The 20664-nt window shown below is 63.8% G+C and carries 17 protein-coding genes and 1 tRNA gene; 12 read left to right on the plus strand and 6 right to left on the minus strand.

Annotation, left to right across the window (positions count from 1 at the left end; translation table 11 throughout):
- From I6F24_RS07705 to I6F24_RS07725, 5 genes are all read left to right on the plus strand, one after another.
- Entirely contained in the window at nt 1–213 is a 213-nt protein-coding gene (locus I6F24_RS07705) for a hypothetical protein (protein WP_109143519.1), read from the plus strand.
- The gene (gatA, locus tag I6F24_RS07710; RefSeq protein WP_225152464.1) at nt 210–1685 is read left to right on the plus strand and encodes an Asp-tRNA(Asn)/Glu-tRNA(Gln) amidotransferase subunit GatA; all 1476 of its coding nucleotides are present in this window, start codon (nt 210–212) and stop codon (nt 1683–1685) included. The genes I6F24_RS07705 and gatA overlap by 4 nt, the downstream gene beginning before the upstream one ends.
- The gene (locus I6F24_RS07715; RefSeq protein ID WP_085969262.1) at nt 1676–1978 is read left to right on the plus strand and encodes a hypothetical protein; all 303 of its coding nucleotides are present in this window, start codon (nt 1676–1678) and stop codon (nt 1976–1978) included. Before gatA ends, I6F24_RS07715 begins: the two co-directional genes overlap by 10 nt.
- On the plus strand, nt 1975–3453 hold the full coding sequence (gene gatB, locus I6F24_RS07720) for an Asp-tRNA(Asn)/Glu-tRNA(Gln) amidotransferase subunit GatB (protein WP_225152467.1): 1479 nt from the start codon (nt 1975–1977) through the stop codon (nt 3451–3453). Before I6F24_RS07715 ends, gatB begins: the two co-directional genes overlap by 4 nt.
- Before the next feature lie 1572 nt (nt 3454–5025).
- A complete protein-coding gene (locus I6F24_RS07725) occupies nt 5026–5292 on the plus strand; it encodes a hypothetical protein (RefSeq protein ID WP_036025525.1) in 267 nt (88 codons plus the stop codon).
- A gap of 59 nt (nt 5293–5351) precedes the next feature.
- Here I6F24_RS07725 and I6F24_RS07730 read toward each other — a convergent pair whose 3' ends face one another.
- Nucleotides 5352–7373 carry a tetratricopeptide repeat protein gene (locus tag I6F24_RS07730; RefSeq protein WP_225152469.1) on the minus strand — a complete coding sequence of 674 codons (2022 nt, stop codon included), beginning with the start codon at nt 7371–7373 and terminating at the stop codon, nt 5352–5354.
- Between the two features lie 535 nt (nt 7374–7908).
- Nucleotides 7909–8001, minus strand: a tRNA-Ser gene (locus tag I6F24_RS07735).
- Between the two features lie 747 nt (nt 8002–8748).
- Here I6F24_RS07735 and I6F24_RS07740 point away from each other — a divergent pair.
- Nucleotides 8749–10278 carry a porin gene (locus I6F24_RS07740; RefSeq protein WP_057029763.1) on the plus strand — a complete coding sequence of 510 codons (1530 nt, stop codon included), beginning with the start codon at nt 8749–8751 and terminating at the stop codon, nt 10276–10278.
- A gap of 129 nt (nt 10279–10407) precedes the next feature.
- Here the strand turns inward: I6F24_RS07740 and I6F24_RS07745 are convergent, their stop codons facing one another.
- Complete coding sequence (locus I6F24_RS07745; protein WP_346656900.1) at nt 10408–10569, minus strand: DUF3551 domain-containing protein; 162 nt, start codon at nt 10567–10569, stop codon at nt 10408–10410.
- A gap of 264 nt (nt 10570–10833) precedes the next feature.
- A complete protein-coding gene (locus I6F24_RS07750) occupies nt 10834–13257 on the minus strand; it encodes a lytic transglycosylase domain-containing protein (RefSeq protein ID WP_225152485.1) in 2424 nt (807 codons plus the stop codon).
- A gap of 281 nt (nt 13258–13538) precedes the next feature.
- Between I6F24_RS07750 and dapA the strand changes: the two genes are divergently transcribed.
- Genes dapA through I6F24_RS07770 form a run of 4 tightly spaced genes read left to right on the plus strand, consistent with a single transcriptional unit; the run spans nt 13539 to nt 16027 of the window.
- A complete protein-coding gene (gene dapA / locus I6F24_RS07755) occupies nt 13539–14429 on the plus strand; it encodes a 4-hydroxy-tetrahydrodipicolinate synthase (RefSeq protein WP_225152471.1) in 891 nt (296 codons plus the stop codon).
- 53 nt (nt 14430–14482) lie between these two features.
- Entirely contained in the window at nt 14483–14896 is a 414-nt protein-coding gene (mscL, locus tag I6F24_RS07760) for a large conductance mechanosensitive channel protein MscL (RefSeq protein ID WP_225152487.1), read from the plus strand.
- Nucleotides 14897–14955: 59 nt separating this feature from the next.
- Entirely contained in the window at nt 14956–15429 is a 474-nt protein-coding gene (gene smpB / locus I6F24_RS07765) for an SsrA-binding protein SmpB (protein WP_025036727.1), read from the plus strand.
- Nucleotides 15430–15433: 4 nt separating this feature from the next.
- The gene (locus tag I6F24_RS07770; protein ID WP_036025520.1) at nt 15434–16027 is read left to right on the plus strand and encodes a peroxiredoxin; all 594 of its coding nucleotides are present in this window, start codon (nt 15434–15436) and stop codon (nt 16025–16027) included.
- An 85-nt stretch (nt 16028–16112) separates the two neighbouring features.
- On the opposite strand, the gene I6F24_RS07775 is transcribed toward I6F24_RS07770, so the two are convergent.
- Nucleotides 16113–16787 (minus strand): uracil-DNA glycosylase, encoded by a 675-nt coding sequence (locus tag I6F24_RS07775; protein WP_036025518.1) that lies wholly within the window; start codon nt 16785–16787, stop codon nt 16113–16115.
- The gene (locus I6F24_RS07780; RefSeq protein ID WP_036015038.1) at nt 16768–17412 is read right to left on the minus strand and encodes an NYN domain-containing protein; all 645 of its coding nucleotides are present in this window, start codon (nt 17410–17412) and stop codon (nt 16768–16770) included. The genes I6F24_RS07775 and I6F24_RS07780 overlap by 20 nt, the downstream gene beginning before the upstream one ends.
- A gap of 330 nt (nt 17413–17742) precedes the next feature.
- Between I6F24_RS07780 and rpoZ the strand changes: the two genes are divergently transcribed.
- Nucleotides 17743–18135 carry a DNA-directed RNA polymerase subunit omega gene (rpoZ, locus tag I6F24_RS07785; protein WP_007603391.1) on the plus strand — a complete coding sequence of 131 codons (393 nt, stop codon included), beginning with the start codon at nt 17743–17745 and terminating at the stop codon, nt 18133–18135.
- Between the two features lie 205 nt (nt 18136–18340).
- The gene (locus tag I6F24_RS07790; RefSeq protein ID WP_036015037.1) at nt 18341–20629 is read left to right on the plus strand and encodes a bifunctional (p)ppGpp synthetase/guanosine-3',5'-bis(diphosphate) 3'-pyrophosphohydrolase; all 2289 of its coding nucleotides are present in this window, start codon (nt 18341–18343) and stop codon (nt 20627–20629) included.
- Nucleotides 20630–20664 lie beyond the last annotated feature (35 nt).

The raw sequence follows: 20664 nt of genomic DNA on the forward strand, positions 1-20664 counted from the left end.
ATGTGCCTGCTTTGCGACGATGAGAAGGCCTATCAGGCCTACATGAACTACCTCGACAAGATGGAGCGGCAGGGCAAGGCTGCCGACCCCAATGTCGCCGTCAATGCCGTGCTCGACGAGCTCGAGGCGGCCGCGAAAGCCGCCGCCAAAAAGGACGACCCGGCCGACGACAAGACCCTGTCTCCGTTCTTCTGCAGCCCGATCAATAAATGACCGATTTGATATCGCTGACGCTCGCCGAGGCCCGCAAGGGTCTCGCGGCAAAAACTTTCACGTCGCTCGAGCTGACCGATGCGCATCTTTCCGCGATCGAGAAAGCGCGCGTGCTCAACGCCTTCGTGATAGAGACGCCGGACCAGGCGCGCGCCATGGCGCGCGAGGCGGACAGCAAGATCGCCAAGGGCGATGCGGGCCCGCTCGCCGGCATCCCGCTCGGCATCAAGGACCTGTTCGCGACCAGGGGCGTGCGCACCACGGCGTGCTCGAAGATCCTCGGCAATTTCGTGCCGACCTACGAGTCCACCGTCACCTCGCAGCTCTGGCGCGACGGCGCGGTGATGCTCGGCAAGCTCAACAATGACGAGTTCGCGATGGGCTCGGCGAACGAGACCTCGTGCTTCGGCCCCGTCGGCAATCCCTGGCGGCGCGAGGGCAGCAACACCACGCTGGTGCCGGGCGGCTCGTCCGGCGGCTCGGCCTCGGCCGTGGCGGCGCTGCTCTGCATGGGCGCGACCGCGACTGATACCGGCGGCTCGATCCGCCAGCCGGCCGCGTTCACCGCGACCGTCGGCATCAAGCCGACCTATGGCCGCTGCTCGCGTTGGGGCATCGTCGCCTTTGCCTCCTCGCTCGACCAGGCGGGCCCTATCGCGCGCAGCGTACGCGATGCCGCGATGCTGCTGCGCTCGATGGCCGGCCACGATCCCAAGGACACGACGTCGGTCGATATCCCCGTGCCGGACTACGAGGCGGCGATCGGCAAGTCCGTGAAGGGCATGAAGATCGGCATCCCCCGGGAGTATCGCCTCGACGGCATGCCGGCCGAGATCGAGAAACTGTGGAGTGAGGGCGCGGCGTGGCTGAAGGCGGCCGGTGCCGAGCTGGTCGAGGTGTCGCTGCCGCACACCAAATACGCGCTGCCGGCCTATTACATCGTGGCGCCGGCAGAGGCCTCGTCCAACCTGGCGCGCTATGACGGCGTGCGCTACGGCCTGCGCGAGCAGGGTAAGAACATCATCGAGCTCTACGAGAACACCCGTGCGGAGGGATTTGGCGCCGAGGTGCGCCGCCGCGTCATGATCGGCACTTACGTGCTCTCGGCCGGCTATTACGATGCCTATTACCTGCGCGCGCAGAAGGTGCGCACGCTGATCAAGAAGGATTTTGAGGACTGCTTCGCCAAAGGCGTCGACGCCATCCTCACCCCGGCGACGCCGTCGGCGGCCTTCGGCATCGGCGAGAAGGGCGGCGCCGACCCGGTCGAGATGTATCTCAACGACATCTTCACGGTGACCGTGAACATGGCGGGCCTGCCCGGCATCGCGGTGCCCGCCGGCAAGGACGTGCAGGGCCTGCCGCTCGGGCTGCAATTGATCGGCCGTCCGTTCGATGAGGAGACGCTGTTCTCGCTCGGCGAGGTGATCGAGCAGGCCGCCGGCCGCTTCACGCCCGCGAGGTGGTGGTGAATGTCGCCGATTTCATCGCGAGCATCAGTGGCGCGGCGCCCGCGCCGGACCTGAATGCGCCGCTCGCCGGCCTCTGGTGGGCGGCGAAGGGCGACTGGGACCGCGCGCACACGATCGTTCAGGACGAGAGCAGCCGCGAGGCCGCCTGGGTGCATGCCTATTTGCACCGCGTCGAAGGCGATCTCGGCAATGCCGGCTATTGGTACCGCCAGGCCGGCCAGCCGGCGGCAAAGGATTCATTGGAAGCGGAGTGGGAGCGGATCGCTGCCACGCTGCTCGGGAGCAGGACATGAGCACGGCCACGCACAAGCTTCTCAAGGGCTCAACGGGTGACTGGGAGATGGTCATCGGCATGGAGATCCATGCCCAGGTGACCTCGAACGCCAAGCTGTTCTCGGGCGCGTCTACCGCTTTCGGCGGGGAGCCGAACAGCCACGTCTCGCTGGTCGACGTCGCGATGCCAGGCATGCTGCCGGTCATCAACGAGGAATGCGTCAGGCAGGCTGTCCGGACCGGGCTCGGCCTCAACGCGCAGATCAACCTGCGCTCGGTGTTCGACCGCAAGAACTATTTCTATCCGGACCTGCCGCAGGGCTACCAGATCAGCCAGTACAAATCGCCCATCGTGGGCGAGGGTGAGGTGATCATCGATCTCGACGGCGGCAAGACGGCCACCATAGGTATCGAGCGGCTGCATCTGGAGCAGGATCCCGGCAAGATGCTGCACGACCGGTCGCCGTCACTGTCCTACATCGATTTCAACCGCTCTGGCGTGGCGCTGATGGAGATCGTCTCGAAGCCTGATATCCGCGACGCCGAGCAGGCCAAGGCCTATGTGACCAAGCTGCGCTCGATCATGCGCTACCTCGGCACCTGCGACGGTGACATGGAGAAGGGATCCCTGCGCGCCGACGTCAACGTGTCCGTGCGCAAGCCCGGCGCGCCGCTCGGCACCCGCTGCGAGATCAAGAACATGAACTCGATCGCCTTCATCGGCCAGGCGATCGAGTATGAAGCGCGGCGCCAGATTGAGATCCTGGAGGACGGGGGCGAGATCGAGCAGGAGACGCGCCGGTTCGATCCCAACAAGGGTGAGACGCGCTCGATGCGGTCGAAGGAGGAGGCGCACGACTATCGCTATTTCCCCGACCCCGACCTGTTGCCGCTGGAGTTCAGCCAGGACTTCGTCGACGCGCTGAAGGCGAAGCTGCCGGAGCTGCCGGACCAGAAGAAGGCGCGCTTCGTCGCCGATTTCGGCCTCTCGGCCTATGATGCGAGCGTGCTGGTCGCCGAGCGCGAGAGCGCGCTGTTCTACGAGACGGTGCTCGACAAGCTCGCCAACCACGCCCGCGACGGCAAGATGGCGGCGAACTGGGTGATCAACGAGCTGTTCGGCCGTCTCAACAAAGAAGGCCGGGATATTACGGCCTCGCCCGTCAATGCCGGGCAACTGGCTGCGATCATCGACCTGATCGGCGAGGGTACGATCTCGGGCAAGATCGCCAAGGATCTGTTCGAAATCGTCTGGCAGGAGGGTGGCGATCCCCGCGCGCTGGTCGAAAGCCGCGGCATGAAGCAGGTCACGGATCTCTCTGCGATCGAAAAGGTGGTCGACGACATCATCGCGGCCAATCCCGACAAGGCGGCGCAGGTGAAGGACAAGCCGCAATCGCTCGGCTGGTTCGTCGGCCAGGTCATGAAGGCATCCGGCGGCAAGGCCAACCCGCAGAGCGTCAACGACCTGCTCAAGTCCAAGCTCGGCGTCTAAGCCTCACGCATTCGAACGAGGTGACGGACGCGTTTCGTCACCTCGCTTTCGGTTCTCGCTGCGACGTTCGCGCGCATCCTCGACGGCAAACTTCATCCTGATCGACGGCGATGCGGCGGGGCGAATCGCCGCCGCGCGATTCGCCCGAAACGGCGGCTTGAACGCGCTCCGGCGAGCGCCCGCGCCGTTAAGCATGAAAATATTTTCGTTGCCAAAAATCGCGACTCAGAGTCCGCGAAACGCCTTTGCGAGGCGACCGCACGATTGTCGATGCGCATCGCTGCGTTGGTCGCGCGCGATACGCGCGTGCGAAAAAATACTTGCTGCATAGTGTTTTCGTGCAATCGCATCGTTCGCGAACGTCGGCGATGCGCGCGCTCTGCATGATCGCAAGTGCACGTCGTACGAAGCGCCTGCGTCGCGCCCGCCAAGCGCAGGCGCCTTGCTGCGTCAACACTTCTTTAAGTGAGAAGCTGTTTTTTTCTTCGTGTTGGTGTATTCGGGATGAAGTGCATTCGATCCCCGAGTGCACGCAGCGATTAAAGCCATCTCACACATCGGAGGGCAACATGGCCAAGAAAGCGAAGAAGGCGAAGAAGGCGAAGAGCGCAGTGAAGAAGACTGCGAAGAAGACCCGCAAGGTCGCGAAGAAGAAGAAGTAACTTCGCTTCTGAAGTTGCCGGCTCCAGATAGCCGGCACGTCATCAGCGCCTCCTAGAGGTTCTGGTCGACGATAGAGGGTGTCGGCGAGACATCAGGTCAACGGTCGGACCGTTCTCTTTCGCGGTCCGGCAGAAGAAACGAGTTTTCTTCGTTCGGTGCGGTTCTCCTCAAACGGGCTCCGCAATTTCACGACAGGCCTTCGGGCCAAAGTGGAATCTGGTCCTGACGTGTTCGCCGACGCCCTCGTTCCCTTGAAGCCGGGGCATTGCCGGCATTCCTCTCCCTCACATCGTTGATTTGACCGCGCCGCGTCCGAGCGCGCTTCTGTCATGCCGGCTTGATCGCTTGGCTTGGAGAGGCAAGGCGTCCTGTGGCGTGATCGCGCGCCGTTTCGCCCAGCGGTGTCGCCGCCCGGCTCCGACGGGCCGATCCAGCACGCGCGGCTTGTCGTGGAACGATTGCGGCCGCTGGAATACTCGGTCACCCGCCTGCCACCTTCGCCGCTTCGGCGGCCCGAGACCGCATACCGTGGAAGCCTTGGCGTAGCGAGGGCGCGGGTGACGCCAGTTGAAGAAAAGCAACCACATGACCTGCGCCACCGCGCGCGATGGTTATCGATGTCCTGAAATCCCAGGGTAAACCGAATCTGACGAATGACAGAAGTCCCTGCGAATCATGGACTTCTTGAATTCTCGGCAGAGGAGGCGCGCGCCCGCGTTTACGTCTGCTTCATCGCGATGCTTAAACTGCCATTCAAATTTGCCCGCCATCATCGCCTCCAACAAGCCGGCAAACGGCGACGGGGAAGAGTTGAACAGTGCACGATCCCGTGACGGGTCATGCACATCAGAGGTTGGACGGGAGCCGCGCTCGGGGGACGAGGCGGCATAAGAACAAAGGGGATGCGTGATGTTTCAGGGTACTTTCGATCTGGAGACGGCGACGCCGGTCGATGCGAGCGCGCTGTCGGACGTGCTGTTCGAGCGCGGGATCTATTGGGCGAGCGGCCGCTCCGGCATCGTCGATCTCGTCGCCGCGCACAAATGGTTCAATCTCGCCGCGCTGAAGGGCCGCAAGGACGCCGTGGCGCTGCGCCAGGAAATCGCCGGGCAGATGTCGGAGGCCGAGATCTCCGTCGCGCAGCGTGAGGCGAGAGCCTGGGTCTGCGCGCACTGAGCGTCACTTCGCTTGGGAACCGGACCTTGACCGGGCGGCGCCACCGCGCCGAGGCGGCTTCAGGTCGAGGTTTGCACGGCAAACGAGGCCGGCGCTTTGCCCGCGCAATGCCTGCGCCAGATTTCGTCGAATGCCTTTTCGATATCCCGCGTCATGCGGACAGTATCGAAAAGCGGCCAAGTGGTCCGGCGCGCCGCCAGCTTGCTCCTGAGCGCGACGCGAAGTTCGGAATCGTGCGCGATTCGAAGTGCCAAAGCCTCATATTCCTCCAGCGATCGCGTCACCAGCTCGGGAAGGCCTACGGCGTTCAGGAGACTGGCTGCGACGCGTCCGGCAAAAGTGGTCCCAAGGCACGTCAGGACCGGCAAGCCGGCCCAGAGGGCGTCGCTGGCCCCGGTGTGGGCGTTGTAGGGCAATGTGTCCAGGAACAGATCGGCGACCTGGTGGCGCGCCAAATGCTCCTCAGCAGGGACGCGCGGAGCGAACACGATTCTCTCGGCGACAATCCCCCGCGCAACGGCTTCACGCTTCAGATTCTCCGTGGCGACCGGGTCGCCATCCAGCAGCCAAAGGACGCTTCCGGGGGTCTTGTCGAGCAGCCGCATCCAGACGCCGAACAACGGGGGCGTGATCTTGGGGCTTCTGTTGAACGCGCAGTAGACGAACGCATCGTCCGGCAGTCCGAGCTGGCTCCGGCTCGGTGGATTTGACGGGAGCGGTCGCTTCGCGTCGGTCGCCTGGTAGCTATTGGGAAGATAGATCACCTTCTCGGCGTAATAAGTCTGCTCTGCTTCGGGGATGACGATCCGGTCGGCCATGAGATAGTCGAGATAGGGGGCGCCCATCGTGCCGGGAAAGCCGAGATAGCTGACCTGGATAGGAGCCGGCCGGCGCGCAATGATTTTCGGCCGTGCACCGGCGGTGAAGCCGCCGAGATCGACGAGAACCTCGATCTCGAGCTGGCCGATCAGCTTGACGACGTCCTCGTCGGCGAGATCGCTGACATCTTCAAAACGTTCGAATGCGGCCCTCAAGCGGTTGCGCATCTGGCTGTCGTCGTCGGGCCCGTGGGAGATGGCGGTGACGTCGAAGCGCTCGCGGTCGTGCGCCTCGAAGATTCCGGCCATCAAATACGCGGTGGCATGACTGCGAAAATCGGCCGACATGTACGCGACCCGGAGCCGGGACGCCGGTCTCGGCGTTCCGGGCCTGGCGGCACCCCCGTCGGGGGTCACCTTGGCGACATAGGCCTTCGCGCAGGTCAATTGGCGTGCAGGCGATGAGGAGACATGAAAGAAGGTGAAGGGGTCGACCGGCACGCCTGCCTCGGCAGCGTCTTCCATGGTGGCCTGTTCACGTTCGAAGCTGCTCCAGTCGGCGCGCTTCCGCTTGCAAGCAACGAGGTTGCTCAGCGCAAACGGGAACGTCTTATCAAGTGCGACCGTTCGTTCCAGAGCCACGATCGCTTCGTCGTCTCGCCCCAGCTGGCCAAGAACCTCAGACAACGCGAAATGGTTCTGTGGGTCGGCCGGTGCAAGCTCGATGGCGCGGGCGTAGCTGTCACGCGCTTCCACGAGTCGACCAAGCTGCTGCAACGCGCTGCCTCGGTTGGCGAACGCGGCGCTCGACGGTGCGATCGCAATGGCGCGATCAAACTCGGCTATGGCGTCGCGAAGCTGCTGCCGTGCAATGAGGATCGCTCCGCGATTGAGATGCGCGTCCGCGAAGTTCGGAGCCAGGGCGATTACTTTCGCAAGCCAGACGAGCGCATCGTCCGGCTTGTCCAGCGCGCGCAGCACGTTGGCATAGTTGAAAAGAACGTCGGGATTGCCGGGGTCGACGCGTGCAGCCTTCTTCAGCAAAGGCTCGGCATCCGCAAAATGGCCGCGCTGGGCGTGCAACAGCCCCAGCATATGGAGCGCGACGGCATGCGTTCTGCTTCCCTTCAGAATGGTCGTGTAGGCCCGTTCCGCTTCCGACAGATTGCCCGAACGGTGCGCCGCAATTGCCTGGTCCAGAATAGCTGACGGATGGAGTGAGGAGGGGGCCGAGGCTCCCTTGTTGCGGCCTTGTTGCGACATGCAATGGGTTCTCGACCCGACGTAGGGGGGTCTGTGCTCGGGCGAAATGGTGCAAAAACTCTAGTCACCTTTGCCGGCGAGAACAACGGCCGCGCCGCCTGCGCTCATTCGCACGGGCGGACGCGCTTGCGCTGGAGCAAGTTTCCTCTTCATGGCGTCGCCTAGAATCCGACGTCATGAGCAACCAGGCTACGAATGGACGATGGCTGCCGATTCAGATCGCTCCCGACGAGTGCGACCTGGAACTCGGGCGTCTGCACAAAACAGGTATTGTGCCATGGTCCTTTCCATGCCGGCGTAAGGGCGGCATCTGGTTCAATGTTTGGGCCGATGAGGCCGTGCTGATAGCGCCCTCGCATTGGCGGGTCTGGCGATCCGGCATTTAGGTGGGGGCTCACATATATAAGGAGCGCGCGAATCGCGCGGGCTCGCCGCCCTCATCCTTGTGCGGAACTTTCGCACCGGCGTCGCCCATCGCCTTCCGCTGGACGCGCGCAGGGACCTTGATTCTGCTTCCGGGGATTCTGCTGCCGGGTGGCGGAGAGGGAGGGATTCGAACCCTCGATACAGCTTGAGACCGTATGACGCTTTAGCAAAGCGTTGCCTTCAGCCACTCGGCCACCTCTCCGGTGCGAGCCTTATGCATCTATTTGCTCGGGCTGGTCAATTTGGAAGCGCGTGTTTTAGCTCGAATATTCCCAGCGATTTGCGAAACGAGACGGGTTTGCGCTCGGATCAGGGCGTGGCGCTGAATTTTCGAGGAAATTCAAAGGTGCAAAGAAGGACTAGCACCTCTGCGTCCTCGCTCGCCGAGCTGTCCGGCCCGATTATCCCGCCAGCGTGACTTCCATATAGAGAGTGATGGCGAGCCCCGGACGGCGGAGGTACTTGCAGGCTGCCTGCGTCAGATTGCGCGACGGGGAGGCGGTCGATGCCTGCCCATTGAGTCTCCTTCTGATTCCACGATTCGAGCGCCTCAAAGCTGGCTCAAGCCGAGCTCTCGCGCGCGGCGCCTCATGTGCGGAACTTTGATGGCATTTGGAACCGCTCCGAAAACATCAATATAAACAATGCGTTACGAGAGCGGTTTGATCACATCTGCGTGTTATTTGTGCAACACCCGTTGGAAAACACGCTGCACCGGCCCGTTTCGGAGCGTTCTCTTGTTGTGTGTGCAAGGACGTTCGGTAATTGTGACTGAGCGACGGAGGGGGGCATCCCGAGGTCGTCCCGTTTAGGTCATTCGCTTAAGTCCCTCGCGTTCATGCGGGTGTGTCCGAAGACGCGAAGGGGCCGAAAGCGGTGATTTAGAGGGGGTTGGGGAATTGGCCGTCCGGTCAGTGACCTTCCCTGAAGAGCAACTTGGAGGTTTAACATGAAGTTGGTTAAGAGCCTTTTGCTCGGCTCAGCGGCGGGTCTGATCGCCGTGGGCGGAGCTCAGGCAGCCGATCTCCCCGTGAAGGCCAAGGCGGTCGAGTACGTGAAGATCTGCTCCCTGTACGGTGCTGGATTCTACTACATCCCGGGCACCGACACCTGCATCAAGTTCGGCGGCTATCTGCGTGCCGACATGCTGTTTAACACGAACAGCGACTACGGCATTGGCCAGGGTGCTCCCGGCGGCGCCAACAACCGTCTGGACAACTACTACCAGACCCGCGCTCGTTTGGACTTCACCATCGATACCCGCACGGCAACCGAGTACGGCGTGGTCCGCACCTACGCCGATACGGTTTTCAGCTGGGATGCCACGTCGGTGACCGGCAGCGCCCCGTCTGCCTTCTCGACCGGTTCGGCTTCGCTCGGCCTCTACCATGCGTTCATCCAGTTCGCTGGTTTCACCTTCGGCCGCACCGTCTCGATCTTCGACGCACCGTGGCAGAGCTATCCGGCTGGCGGTCCCGACTTCCTTCCGGGCGGCAGCAACAACGTCACCGGTGTGAACCAGGTCGCCTACACGGCTGATTTCGGCCAGGGCATCACGGGTTCGGTCGCGTTGCAGGATATGACGACCGCCGCTGGCGGCCAGTCCAACCTCTGGAACGCGAGCGTGACGGGCGTTGCCGGTGCAGTGGGTGGCTTCGCCACGACTGCAGCTGCGGGCGCTGCCTTCATCCAGGGCATCTACGGTGTCAACGATTGGGGTGGCACGCGCATGCCCGACATCGTCGGTCAGGTTCGTGTCGATCAGGCTTGGGGTCTGTTCCAGATCTCGGCGGCGGCGCACGAACTCCACTCGGCTTATTACGGTACGACGGAGCTCACGGGTCATCCGTCTGACAAGTGGGGCTGGGCGGTGCAGGGTGCCTTGTCGATCAAGAACATCCCGACCGGCGCGGGTGACTCGATCAACTTGCAGGCGGTCTATACCGACGGTGCTTCGCGGTACAACTTCCAGAGCCTGTTCCCGCAGACCATCTTCATCTACGGCGGCAGCGGCATCGCTTATCAGAGCATCGGCTTCGCCGGTATCGCTGATGGCGTGTTCGGTTCCGGTCTCGGTATCGAGACCGTCAAGACCTGGGGCTTCCGCGGTGGTTATACCCACAACTGGTCCCCGAACTGGGCGTCGGGCATCTACGGTGCTTATGCTTCGCTCCGCTACGGCGATCAAAGCAAGGCTCTGATCTGCGCCAACTTCGCTGCTGCTCTGGCCCCCGCCGCTGGCTCGACCTGTAACCCCGACTTCAACCTTGCGGTTATCGGCGGCAACTTGGTCTGGACTCCGGTCAAGGGTCTCGCCTTCACGGCTGACGTGAGCTACGTCTGGCTCGACCAGAAGCACTCTGGCGTTGTCACGGGCGCCAACACGGCCAACCTGGCCGTTGCCAAGCCCGCAGCCACCTACGAGCTGAAGGATCAGGGCAACCTGCAGATGCTCCTGCGCGCTCAGCGCAACTTCTAAGATCGACCCTAGGTTGATCCATGAACCCCGGCAGGAAACTGCCGGGGTTTTTCTTTGGAGCGTAGCGCTTCGCCTAACGTGCGGACCTTGTTGGCTCGCAAGCTGGAATGTCGGCAAAGTGCTATCAAACTACCATCTCAGGCCCTTCCACTCCTTGAAGGCATAGGTCGGGTTGAGACCGCAGGCATCGATTGTGCCCGACGTGGTCGCCATGCACTGGCTGTAATTGGACAACTGGCAGTTGCCAGGATTCTCCCAACGCCGTTCTTGCAGGCAATAGCGATCCTGGATGCCGGTTACCTGTGGCTGGGCAGGATGGCGGTTCTTGCCGAAGGGGGGAGCCGCCGGTCGCGAGGCCCGACGAGATCACGGCTGCGAACAGGAACGCACCGACCACGCGCAGCGTGACACGTTCCCAGCTTTGTGAGGCATAAGCTAACCGGTGCGTGGGAACGCTTGGTCCAATTCTATCGTCAGGTCGCTGGTGCCGTCGACGAATCCTGCCGAGCCCTGCCCAGCAACCAGGCTCTGATTCTATCGGGCCATCGACGCCCGTTACTGCACGCTGACGGCGCCGCGGCGCAGATCGGCTTCGATCTGCAAGCGGGTGCCGCCGCCGAAACGGGCGCGGTAGACTTGAAGGTTTTCCATGATCCGCTGCACATAGTTGCGCGTCTCGGAGAACGGAATCAGCTCGACCCAGTCGACCGCGTCGACCTTGGGGTCGCGCGGATCGCCGTAACGCTCGACCCACTTCTTCACGCTGCCGCGGCCGGCATTGTAGGCGGCGAAGGTCATGATGTAGGAGCCGCGATAATCCTCGAGCAGTCCGCCGAGCTCGGCCGAGCCGAGCGTGGCGTTGTAGACGGAGTCGTTCTTCAGCCGCGCGAGGTCGTAGGTTGCGCCGTGGCGCTTGCAGACGTAGCGGGCGGCATCCGGCGTCACCTGCATCAGCCCGTAGGCCTGCGCCGGCGAGACCACCGACGGGTTAAACGCGCTCTCCTGCCGCGCAATCGCATAGATGATGCTGCGTTCGACCTCGGGGCCGATCGGCGTGAACTGAGGGATGCCGTTGACGGGGTAGGCGTAGAAGTCGAACGGGAGGCCGCGGTTGAGCGCGGCCTTGCCGAGCAGCAGCATGCCGCGCGCGTCGCTGTAGCGCTGGGTGAGCTCGCCGAGGCCCGCGAGCGCCTCGGGATCGCCGTTCTCGCCCATGTCGGCGAGCAGCGGTATCGCGAACTCGCGCTCGTCCAGCTCGTAGAGCAGTTGCGCGGCGCGCACGATCTCGAGCCGCTCGGCGCCGCGACCGCGCGGCTGGCTGTTGAGCTCGATCTGCGGCAGGCCGAGCTTTGCGCGCGCGAGCTGGCCGTAATAGCTGGTCGATTGCTCGGCCGCCCGCGCATAGGCATTGCGTGCCTCCTGCTGGCGGCCCATCGCCTCGGCAGCGCGGCCCTGCCAATAGCCGGCACGCGCCAGCGCGGTGGGATTGACGCTGCCGACGCCGATGCGAGCAAAATGCTGGGCGGCGGTCGCGGGATCGTTGAGGAAGCGCAGCGCGATCCAGCCGGCGGTGAACTCCTGCTCGGTCTTGTAGATGTCGCGCGAGGGCAGGGCGGCGTCGCGCGCGATCAGATAGGCGCTGCGGAATTCCTCGGTGTCGATCATCTTGCGGGCCAGGAGGCGCCGCTCGATCCACCATTCATCGAGATTGTGGAGGCGACCCGGATCCTTCGGCGCCGACAGCATCAGCTGGGCGGCTTCAGTGAACTTCTCCTCGCGGCGCAGCAGCTGGATCTTGCTGAAGATGAAGCCGGGATCGCCGTGCAGCTCGCGCGGCACGGCATCGAGCAGCGCCCGCGCGTTCGGCGCTTTCTTGACCGCGGCGATGCGGGCCTTGGCGAGCGCGACATAGCCGGCGCCGAGACGCTTGGCGGCGCGTAGCGCCGCCTCGTTCTCGCTGCCGTAGAGCAGGTTGTCCATCCGCGCTTTCTGGTCGCCCGGCGTGAGCAGGGCGCCGAACTGGTCGAGCGCGTTGTTCTCGGTGTCCTCCGACATCGGATCGGCGCGCCAGGCGTCCCGCACCAGCCGCTCGGCATTGGCGCGGTCGCCGCGCGCCAGCATCGCCCTGGCGAGTGTGAAGCGTCCCTTGGCGGAGATCGGCGACTCGTTCTCGAACCACGACCACGCGACCGACTCGTCGCGCCTGTCGTCCCACATCGCGGCCTCGAGCCGCCGGCGCAGGAAGGTCTGCGACGGCCAGCTCGGATTGGCTGAGAGGAAGGCGCGATAGCGTTCCACGGTCGCGCCGTTGTCCTCGCTGCGCAGGATGATCCATTCGGCGAGCTTTCGCGCGACCGGATCGGAGATGCCGGCCGCGGCATTGGTGGCGTCGCCGGCCTTGCGCTTACGCACGAGCTCGATGACGCTCTCCAGGGTGTCCTTGTCAGCCTGCGACGTCGACGATGTCGCAGCGACGGCGGCCGGGATGACCGGCTTGCGCGGCGCTGCATGCTGGCGTGTTGCAGGCGCCAGTATGGGAGCTGCGGCCGGTCTGGCTGGGGCCGGCGCAGTTGGTTTGACGGTGGCAGTCACGGCCGGGGCGGGGGCTGCCTTGGGCGGCGCGCCGCTCGCAGTCGGCGCTGCCTTTGGCGCGGAAGCAGGTGCCGTGGCAACGGGAGCGGTGGCCGCAGGCTTGGGTTTGTCTTTGGGCTTGTCCTTCGCCGGTTCCTTGCTGGCGTTCTTGCCGGCGTCCGGCTTCTTCGCGGCGTCCTTGGCGGGGGTGCCAGGCGTACCCTTGCTTGCGGCCTTCGCGGCGTCCTTGCCGGTTCCCTTGGCCGTATCCTTCGCCGTTTCCTTGGTTGATCCTTTGGCCGAGCCATTCGCGGCGTCCTTGGCTGCTGGCTTGGCGGGATCCTTGGTCTCCGCGGCCGTCTCGTTGGACTTGGCGAATGCGGCGCAGTCCATCGACAGCCCGGCCATCAGGCACAATGCCATACTCAGGGATCGCCACGCGGCAGATGCAAAGGAGGTCACGGCGTTTCGTCGCCCCGAATCAGTGAAGTGGCTCAAGACCTAGCTGAATTTGCTTGAATATGCGGAGAAAATACCAACAGCCGCTTACCTCGGGCCGATTTGCACCAGCACCGCGGCAAAATCGCGGCCTAAACCCAGCCTGGCACCGACCCCGGGTCTTTTACCGGCCGGATAGACCCGATATGAAGGGGGCTTGCTCAAGAGATCGCCGCGTACGGAGGAAGTCCATGGCAGCCAAGACGAAATTCCGAGGGTCGTTCACCGCCTTGGTCACCCCGTTCAAGAACGGCTCGCTCGACGAGGCGGCATTCCGCTCCCTGGTCAATTGGCAGATCTCCGAGGGCACCAATGGCCTCGTTCCGGTCGGCACTACGGGCGAGAGCCCGACGCTCAGCCATGACGAGCACAAGAAGGTCGTGGAATGGTGCATCGCTGAAGCCAAGGGCCGCGTGCCCGTCATCGCCGGCGCCGGCTCCAACTCGACCAAGGAGGCGATCGAGCTCTCCCAGCACGCCGAAAAGGCGGGCGCGGACGCCGTGCTGATCGTCACGCCCTATTACAACAAGCCGACGCAAGAAGGCATGTACCAGCACTTCAAGGCGATCAACGATGCGATCGGCATTCCGATCATCATCTACAACATCCCACCGCGCTCGGTGATCGACATGTCGGTCGACACCATGAAGCGGCTGTGGGAGCTGAAGAACATCGCCGGGGTCAAGGACGCCACCGCCAGCATGGTCCGCGTGTCGCAGCAGCGCGCGGCGATGGGCGAGGACTTCAACCAGCTCTCGGGCGAGGACGCCACCATCATCGGCTACATGGCCCATGGCGGCCATGGCTGCATCTCGGTGACCTCGAACGTCGCGCCGCGCCTGTGCTCGGAGTTCCACGCCGCCTGGCAGAAGGGCGACACCAAGGCGGCGCTCGCGATCCACGACAAGCTGATGCCGCTGCACAACAACCTCTTCATCGAGAGCAATCCGGCGCCGATCAAGCACGCGATGTCGCTGCTCGGCAAGCTGGACGAGACGCTGCGGCTGCCGATGGTTCCGGTGTCCGAGCCGACGCGGGTTGCGGTGCGCAGCGCGATGGTTCACGCCGGCCTGGTCAACTGACGCATTACCGTTCGGGGGAGCCTTTCATGAGCGTGGAGGAAAAGGGCGCGCGGATGCTCAAGGAGTTCCGCGAGTTCGCCATGAAGGGCAACGTCGTCGATCTCGCGGTCGGCGTCATCATCGGCGCGGCCTTCGGCGGGATCGTCACCTCGCTGGTCGGTGACGTCATCATGCCGATCGTCGGCGCGGTCACCGGTGGCCTCGACTTCTCGAACTACTTCATTCCCTTGTCGAAGGCGGTCACCGCCACCAACTTGGCGGATGCGAAAAAGCAAGGCGCCGTCCTTGCTTACGGCAGCTTCCTGACGCTGACGATCAACTTCATCATCGTCGCCTTCGTGCTGTTCTTGGTGATCCGCGCCATTAACACCTTGAAGCGCAGGGAGGAGGCGGCACCCGCTGCTCCGCCCAAACCGACGGCCGAGGTCGAGTTGCTGACCGAGATCCGCGATCTCCTGAAGAAGTGACGCGCCCACTTCATCCGAACTGTTAGAATCCGAGCGCATCTCGATCAGGTTTGCCCGTCATGGCCGATAAGAACGAACGTCCGATCAAGGTGATGGCGGAAAATCGCAAGGCGCGTTTCAACTACGCCATCGAGGACACGATCGAGGCGGGCATTGCGCTGACCGGCACCGAGGTCAAGTCGATCCGCAACGGCAAGAGCACGATCGCGGAATCATATGCCGATTCGAAGAACGGCGAGATCTGGCTGATCAACGCCACCATTCCCGAATACCTGCAAGGCAACCGCTTCAACCACGAGCCCAAGCGGCCGCGAAAGCTGCTGCTCCACCGCCGCCAGATCAACAAGCTGATCGGCGCGGTCGACCGCGAGGGCATGACGCTGATCCCGCTCAAGCTTTACTTCAACGAGCGCGGCCGGGCCAAGCTGCAGCTGGCGGTTGCGAAGGGCAAGAAGCTGCACGACAAGCGCGAGTCCGAGAAGAAGCGCGACTGGAGCCGGGAGAAGGGCCGGCTGCTGCGGGCGAGGGGATGACGAGATGAATCAACGGAACCTGCTCGAGGTCGACTGGAGCCAGATTCCCGCGCCTTCCGACGATGGCGCCGCCGCGCATCTCGAAGGCATGACGTTGCCGCCGATTGGCCTGCTCGCGACCGACGACACATCGGTCACCCTGTCGGCTTTGCGCGGCCGCACCGTGGTGTTCGCCTATCCCCGCACCGGCGAGCCCGGCAAGATCGCGCTGGTCGACGATTGGGACATGATCCCCGGAGCGCGCGGCTGCACGCCCCAGACCTGCGCCTTTCGCGATCTCTACGCCGAGCTGAAGGCCGCCGGCGCCGCGCATGTGTTCGGCCTCTCGACCCAGAGCAACGACTATCAGATCGAGATGGCGTCGCGCCTGCATCTGCCGTTCCCGGTGCTTTCGGACGAGAAGCTGGCGCTGACGCGCGCCTTGAACTTGCCGACCATGGAGGTCGCGGGCCTGACGCTGATCAAGCGCCTCGCGCTTGTTATCGACGACGCCAGGATCACGCACGTGTTCTATCCGGTGTTTCCGCCCGACCGGAACGCCGGCGACGTGCTGGCCTGGCTCAAGGCAAATCCCGTCAATAAGGCGCGATGCGATTAGGATGAATCGTCATCGCGCTTTAGCTTATTGTTTGAGCATGATCTTTTCGGAAAACCGCTACGCACTTTTCCGGATCATGCTCTAGCTAATCGAGATCCGCCTTCACCTTCGCGAACACGGATCTGAACATGTCTGGCGTCAGCACGCCGGTGTTCGTGTTGTAGCGGGAGCAGTGATAGCTGTCGTAGAGCCTGAACGCGCCGGCCTGATGCACCGCGCCGTGGCCGAAGGGGGCTTGCGAGGCCTTCAAATTCAGCGGCTTGAGCACGCTGTCGTGCGCAATTCGCCCGAGCGCGACGATCGCGCGCAGCTTCGGCATCGTCGCCAGATTGGCCACGAGAAACTGGCGGCAGGTGTTGATCTCGATCGGCAGCGGCTTGTTCTGCGGCGGCACGCAATGCACGGCATTGGCGATCCGGCAGTCGACGAGTTTCAGGCCGTCGTCGGGACGCGCCTGATAGGTGCCCCTCGCAAAGCCGTATTCGATCAGCGTGGCATAGAGCAGGTCGCCGGCATAATCGCCCGTGAACGGCCGCCCCGTGCGGTTGGCGCCCTGCATTCCCGGGGCGAGGCCCACGATCAGGAGGCGGGCCTTGATGTCGCCGAAGGGCGCAACCGGCGCATTGTGCCACGAGGGCTCGCGCGCGCGGTTCGCCTCGCGGAAGGCGACCAGGCGCGGGCAGAGCGGGCAGTCACGGTCGGGAACGATTGTGAGAGGCTGGCGGCTTGACCGGGCCGCCTCACTCCTCGAAGTCGTCATCGCCCCTCGGCGCCGTCGTGGTCGCGCGCTGGAGGAATTGCGGGGCGTGGTGGCGTTCACCACGCTCGCCGCGGTCACGCGGGGCGGGGCGCTCGGACGGATCGCGGCCGAGCTTGGATTGCAGCTCGACGAGGTCGGTGAAGACGTCGGCCTGGCGGCGCAGCTCGTCGGCGATCATCGGCGGCTGGCTGGCGATGGTGGAGACCACCGTGACCCGCACGCCGCGGCGCTGGACGGCCTCGACCAGGGAGCGGAAGTCGCCGTCACCCGAGAACAGCACCATCTGGTCGATGTGCTCGGCGAGCTCCATGGCGTCGACGGCGAGCTCGATGTCCATGTTGCCCTTCACCTTGCGGCGGCCGGAGGCGTCGATGAATTCCTTGGTCGCCTTGGTGACGACCGTGTAGCCGTTGTAGTCCAGCCAGTCGATCAGCGGGCGGATCGAGGAGTATTCCTGGTCCTCGATGATGGCGGTGTAATAGAACGCCCGCAATAACGTCCCGCGGCTCTGAAACTCCTTCAGCAGGCGCTTGTAGTCGATGTCGAAGCCGAGGGTTTTCGCCGTCGCGTAGAGATTGGCCCCGTCGATGAAGAGCGCGATCTTGTTGGTAGGAGAAGGTGACATTCAGTTTGCTCGCGTAGCGTTCGTGATTGATCGTTTTTTGTTGGCGCGGCGACAACAGGCCGCGCAGTTCTAGAGTGCCGCAGAAACCCGTCGAAACCGCAAATCCGGAGAAGTCGGGGCAATCAAGGTATAGTTATGGCGGACTTGCATACACCCCGGGGCCGCCCCCAACGGCAGCCCGGAAAACCACCCGTCCCAGCCCCAATGTGGGGGTAGCAGAGCGGTTTGGCGAGGCCAAATCACAAAATGGTCTTGCGAAACCGTCCCGGCCCCTATAACTAGCCCCAATCATCCACATATTTCGTCCCACCCACAACGGAGCGACAGTCCATGGCTCGCGTCACCGTAGAAGATTGTATCGACAAGGTCGACAACCGGTTTGACTTGGTCCTGCTGGCCGCCCACCGTGCCCGCATGATTTCATCCGGTTCACAACTAACGGTTGACCGCGATAACGACAAGAACCCTGTTGTGTCTTTGCGTGAAATTGCCGAGACGACGATCTCGCCGGAGGACCTCCGCGAGGAGCTGGTCCACTCGTTGCAGAAGTTCGTCGAGGTGGACGAGCCCGAGCCGGATACAGTGCCGCTGATCGGTTCCGCGGGGGCAAGCGTCGATGCCGACGACACCGAGGTCGCCGTGGAGCGCATGACCGAGGAGGAGCTGCTGAAGGGCCTGGAAGGCCTCGCGCCTCCCGAGGAGCAGCCCGAGGAAGACGAGTAATTCCTCCATCGCGATCATCTTCTTCTTGTGATCATATCAAAGGCCCGAACGATCGTTCGGGCCTTTGCTTTTGTTGGCCTTTTCGTGGTTACCATAGCGCTGCGGTCGGTGCTTGGCCCTGTCACTGAATTGATCGGACACGAGCGCGATCGGAGTTAGGATGTATGCAGCGGGCCGGTTCAAGCCCGTTTGAAGGCAGGACGGCATGGTATATCGGCGCCGCAGATCCACGCAGATGCAGGCCGCAACCGAATCGGTTGCCGTGGCCCCGACTGCGCCGGTCGCGCGCCCCGCCAGGCCTCGCGCCCGGATGATGCGTCAATATGACCTCGTCGAGCGCGTCAGGTCCTACAATCCCAACACCAATGAAGACCTGCTGAACCGTGCCTACGTCTACGCCATGAAGGCCCACGGCTCGCAGACCCGCGCCTCGGGCGATCCGTATTTCTCGCATCCGCTCGAGGTGGCTGCGATTCTCACCGACCTCAAGCTCGACGACGCCACCATCGTGGCCGCGCTGCTGCACGACACGATCGAGGACACCGAGGCAACGCGGGCCGAGATCGATCAGATCTTCGGCTCGGAGATCGGCGCGCTGGTCGATGGCCTGACCAAGCTGAAGCGGCTGGAGCTGGTGTCGCGGGAGGCTAAGCAGGCCGAGAATCTGCGCAAATTGTTGCTGGCCATTGCCGACGATGTCCGCGTGCTTCTGGTCAAGCTCGCCGACCGTCTGCACAACATGCGCACGCTGGACTTCGTGCCGACGGAATCGCGCCGGCGCATCGCCGAGGAGACGCTCGACATCTATGCGCCGCTGGCGGGGCGCATGGGCATGCAGGAAATGCGCGAGGAGCTGGAGGATCTGTCCTTCCGCACCCTCGATCCCGAAGCCTATTCGGTGGTGATGCAGCGGCTCGACGCGCTGGCTGAGCGCAACCGCAACCTGATCGGCGAGATCGAGGACCAGCTCTCCAACAATCTGCGCCACCGGGGCTTGGGGGCGCGAGTCTATGGCCGGCGCAAGAAGCCGTTCTCGATCTGGACCAAGATGGAGCGCAAGTCGGTCGGCTTCGAGCAATTGTCCGACATCTTCGGCTTCCGCCTCGTCGTCAGCGACGTCGAGGCCTGCTATCGTGCGCTCGGGATCGTCCACACCACCTGGCCGGTCGTGCCCGGACGTTTCAAGGACTATATCTCGACGCCGAAGCAGAACGACTACCGCTCGATCCACACCACGGTGATCGGCCCCGGCAACCAGCGCGTCGAGCTGCAGATCCGCACCGAGGCGATGGACCAGATCGCCGAGCGCGGCATCGCCGCGCATGTCTTCTACAAGGAGGGCGTGGGTTCGCCGACCGAATTCCTCAAGCGCGAGTCCAACGCGTTCGCCTGGCTGCGCCACACCATCGGCATCCTCTCGGAAAGCGCGAACCCGGAGGAATTCCTCGAGCACACCAAGCTCGAGCTGTTCCACGACCAGGTGTTCTGCTTCACCCCGAAGGGCAAGCTGATCGCGCTGCCGCGCCATGCCAACGTGATCGACTTCGCCTATGCGGTGCATACCGACGTCGGCAACAGCGCGGTGGGCTGCAAGATCAACGGCAAATTCGCGCCGCTGTCCTCGGAGCTTCAGAACGGCGACGAGGTCGAGGTGCTGACCTCGGAGGCGCAGTCCGCGCCGCCCTCGGCCTGGGAAACGCTCGCCGTCACCGGCAAGGCGCGTGCCGCGATCCGCCGCGCCACGCGCACCGCGGTGCGCGACCAATATGTCGGGCTCGGCCGGCGCATCGTCGAGCGCCTGTTCGAGCGCGCCAAGATTGAATACGCCGACGACAAGCTCAAGGGCGCGCTGCCGCGGCTCGCGCGCACATCGATCGAGGACGTCATGGCGGCGGTCGGGCGCGGCGAGATCAAGGCCTCCCATGTCGCGCGTGCGATGTACCCGGATTACAAGGAGGAGCGCATCGCGCGCTACGGCGTCAAGAAGGGCCTTGCCGCCAAGCTCAAGGAGAAGGGGGTCTCCGAACAGTCGCGCAGCCCGGTCGCGATCCCGATCCGCGGCATCAATTCCGACCTTCCGGTGAAGTTCGCGCCGAACGGCGGCGCCGTCCCCGGCGATCGCATTGTCGGCATCGTCACGCCGGGCGAGGGCATCACGATCTATCCGATCCAGGCGCCGGCCCTGAAGGATTTCGAGGAGGAGCCGGAGCGCTGGCTCGACGTCCGCTGGGACATCGAGGATTCCGCGCCGCAGCGCTTCCCGGCCCGCATCAAGGTCGAGAACGTCAATGAGCCCGGCGCGCTGGCGCAGATCGCGACCGTGATCGCCGAGCACGACGGCAACATCGACAACATCAGCATGCAGCGCCGCTCGCCCGATTTCACGGAGACGACAATCGATCTCGAAGTCTACGACTTGAAGCACCTCAGCGCGATCCTGGCCCAGCTGCGCGCGAAGGCGGTCGTCGCCAAAGTCGAACGTGTTAATGGATAGGCGCATCTCGCATGCGCCGTTCCCTCTGATTTCGC

This window comes from Bradyrhizobium sp. BRP23 (assembly GCF_020194135.1).
GTDB lineage: Bacteria > Pseudomonadota > Alphaproteobacteria > Rhizobiales > Xanthobacteraceae > Bradyrhizobium > Bradyrhizobium yuanmingense.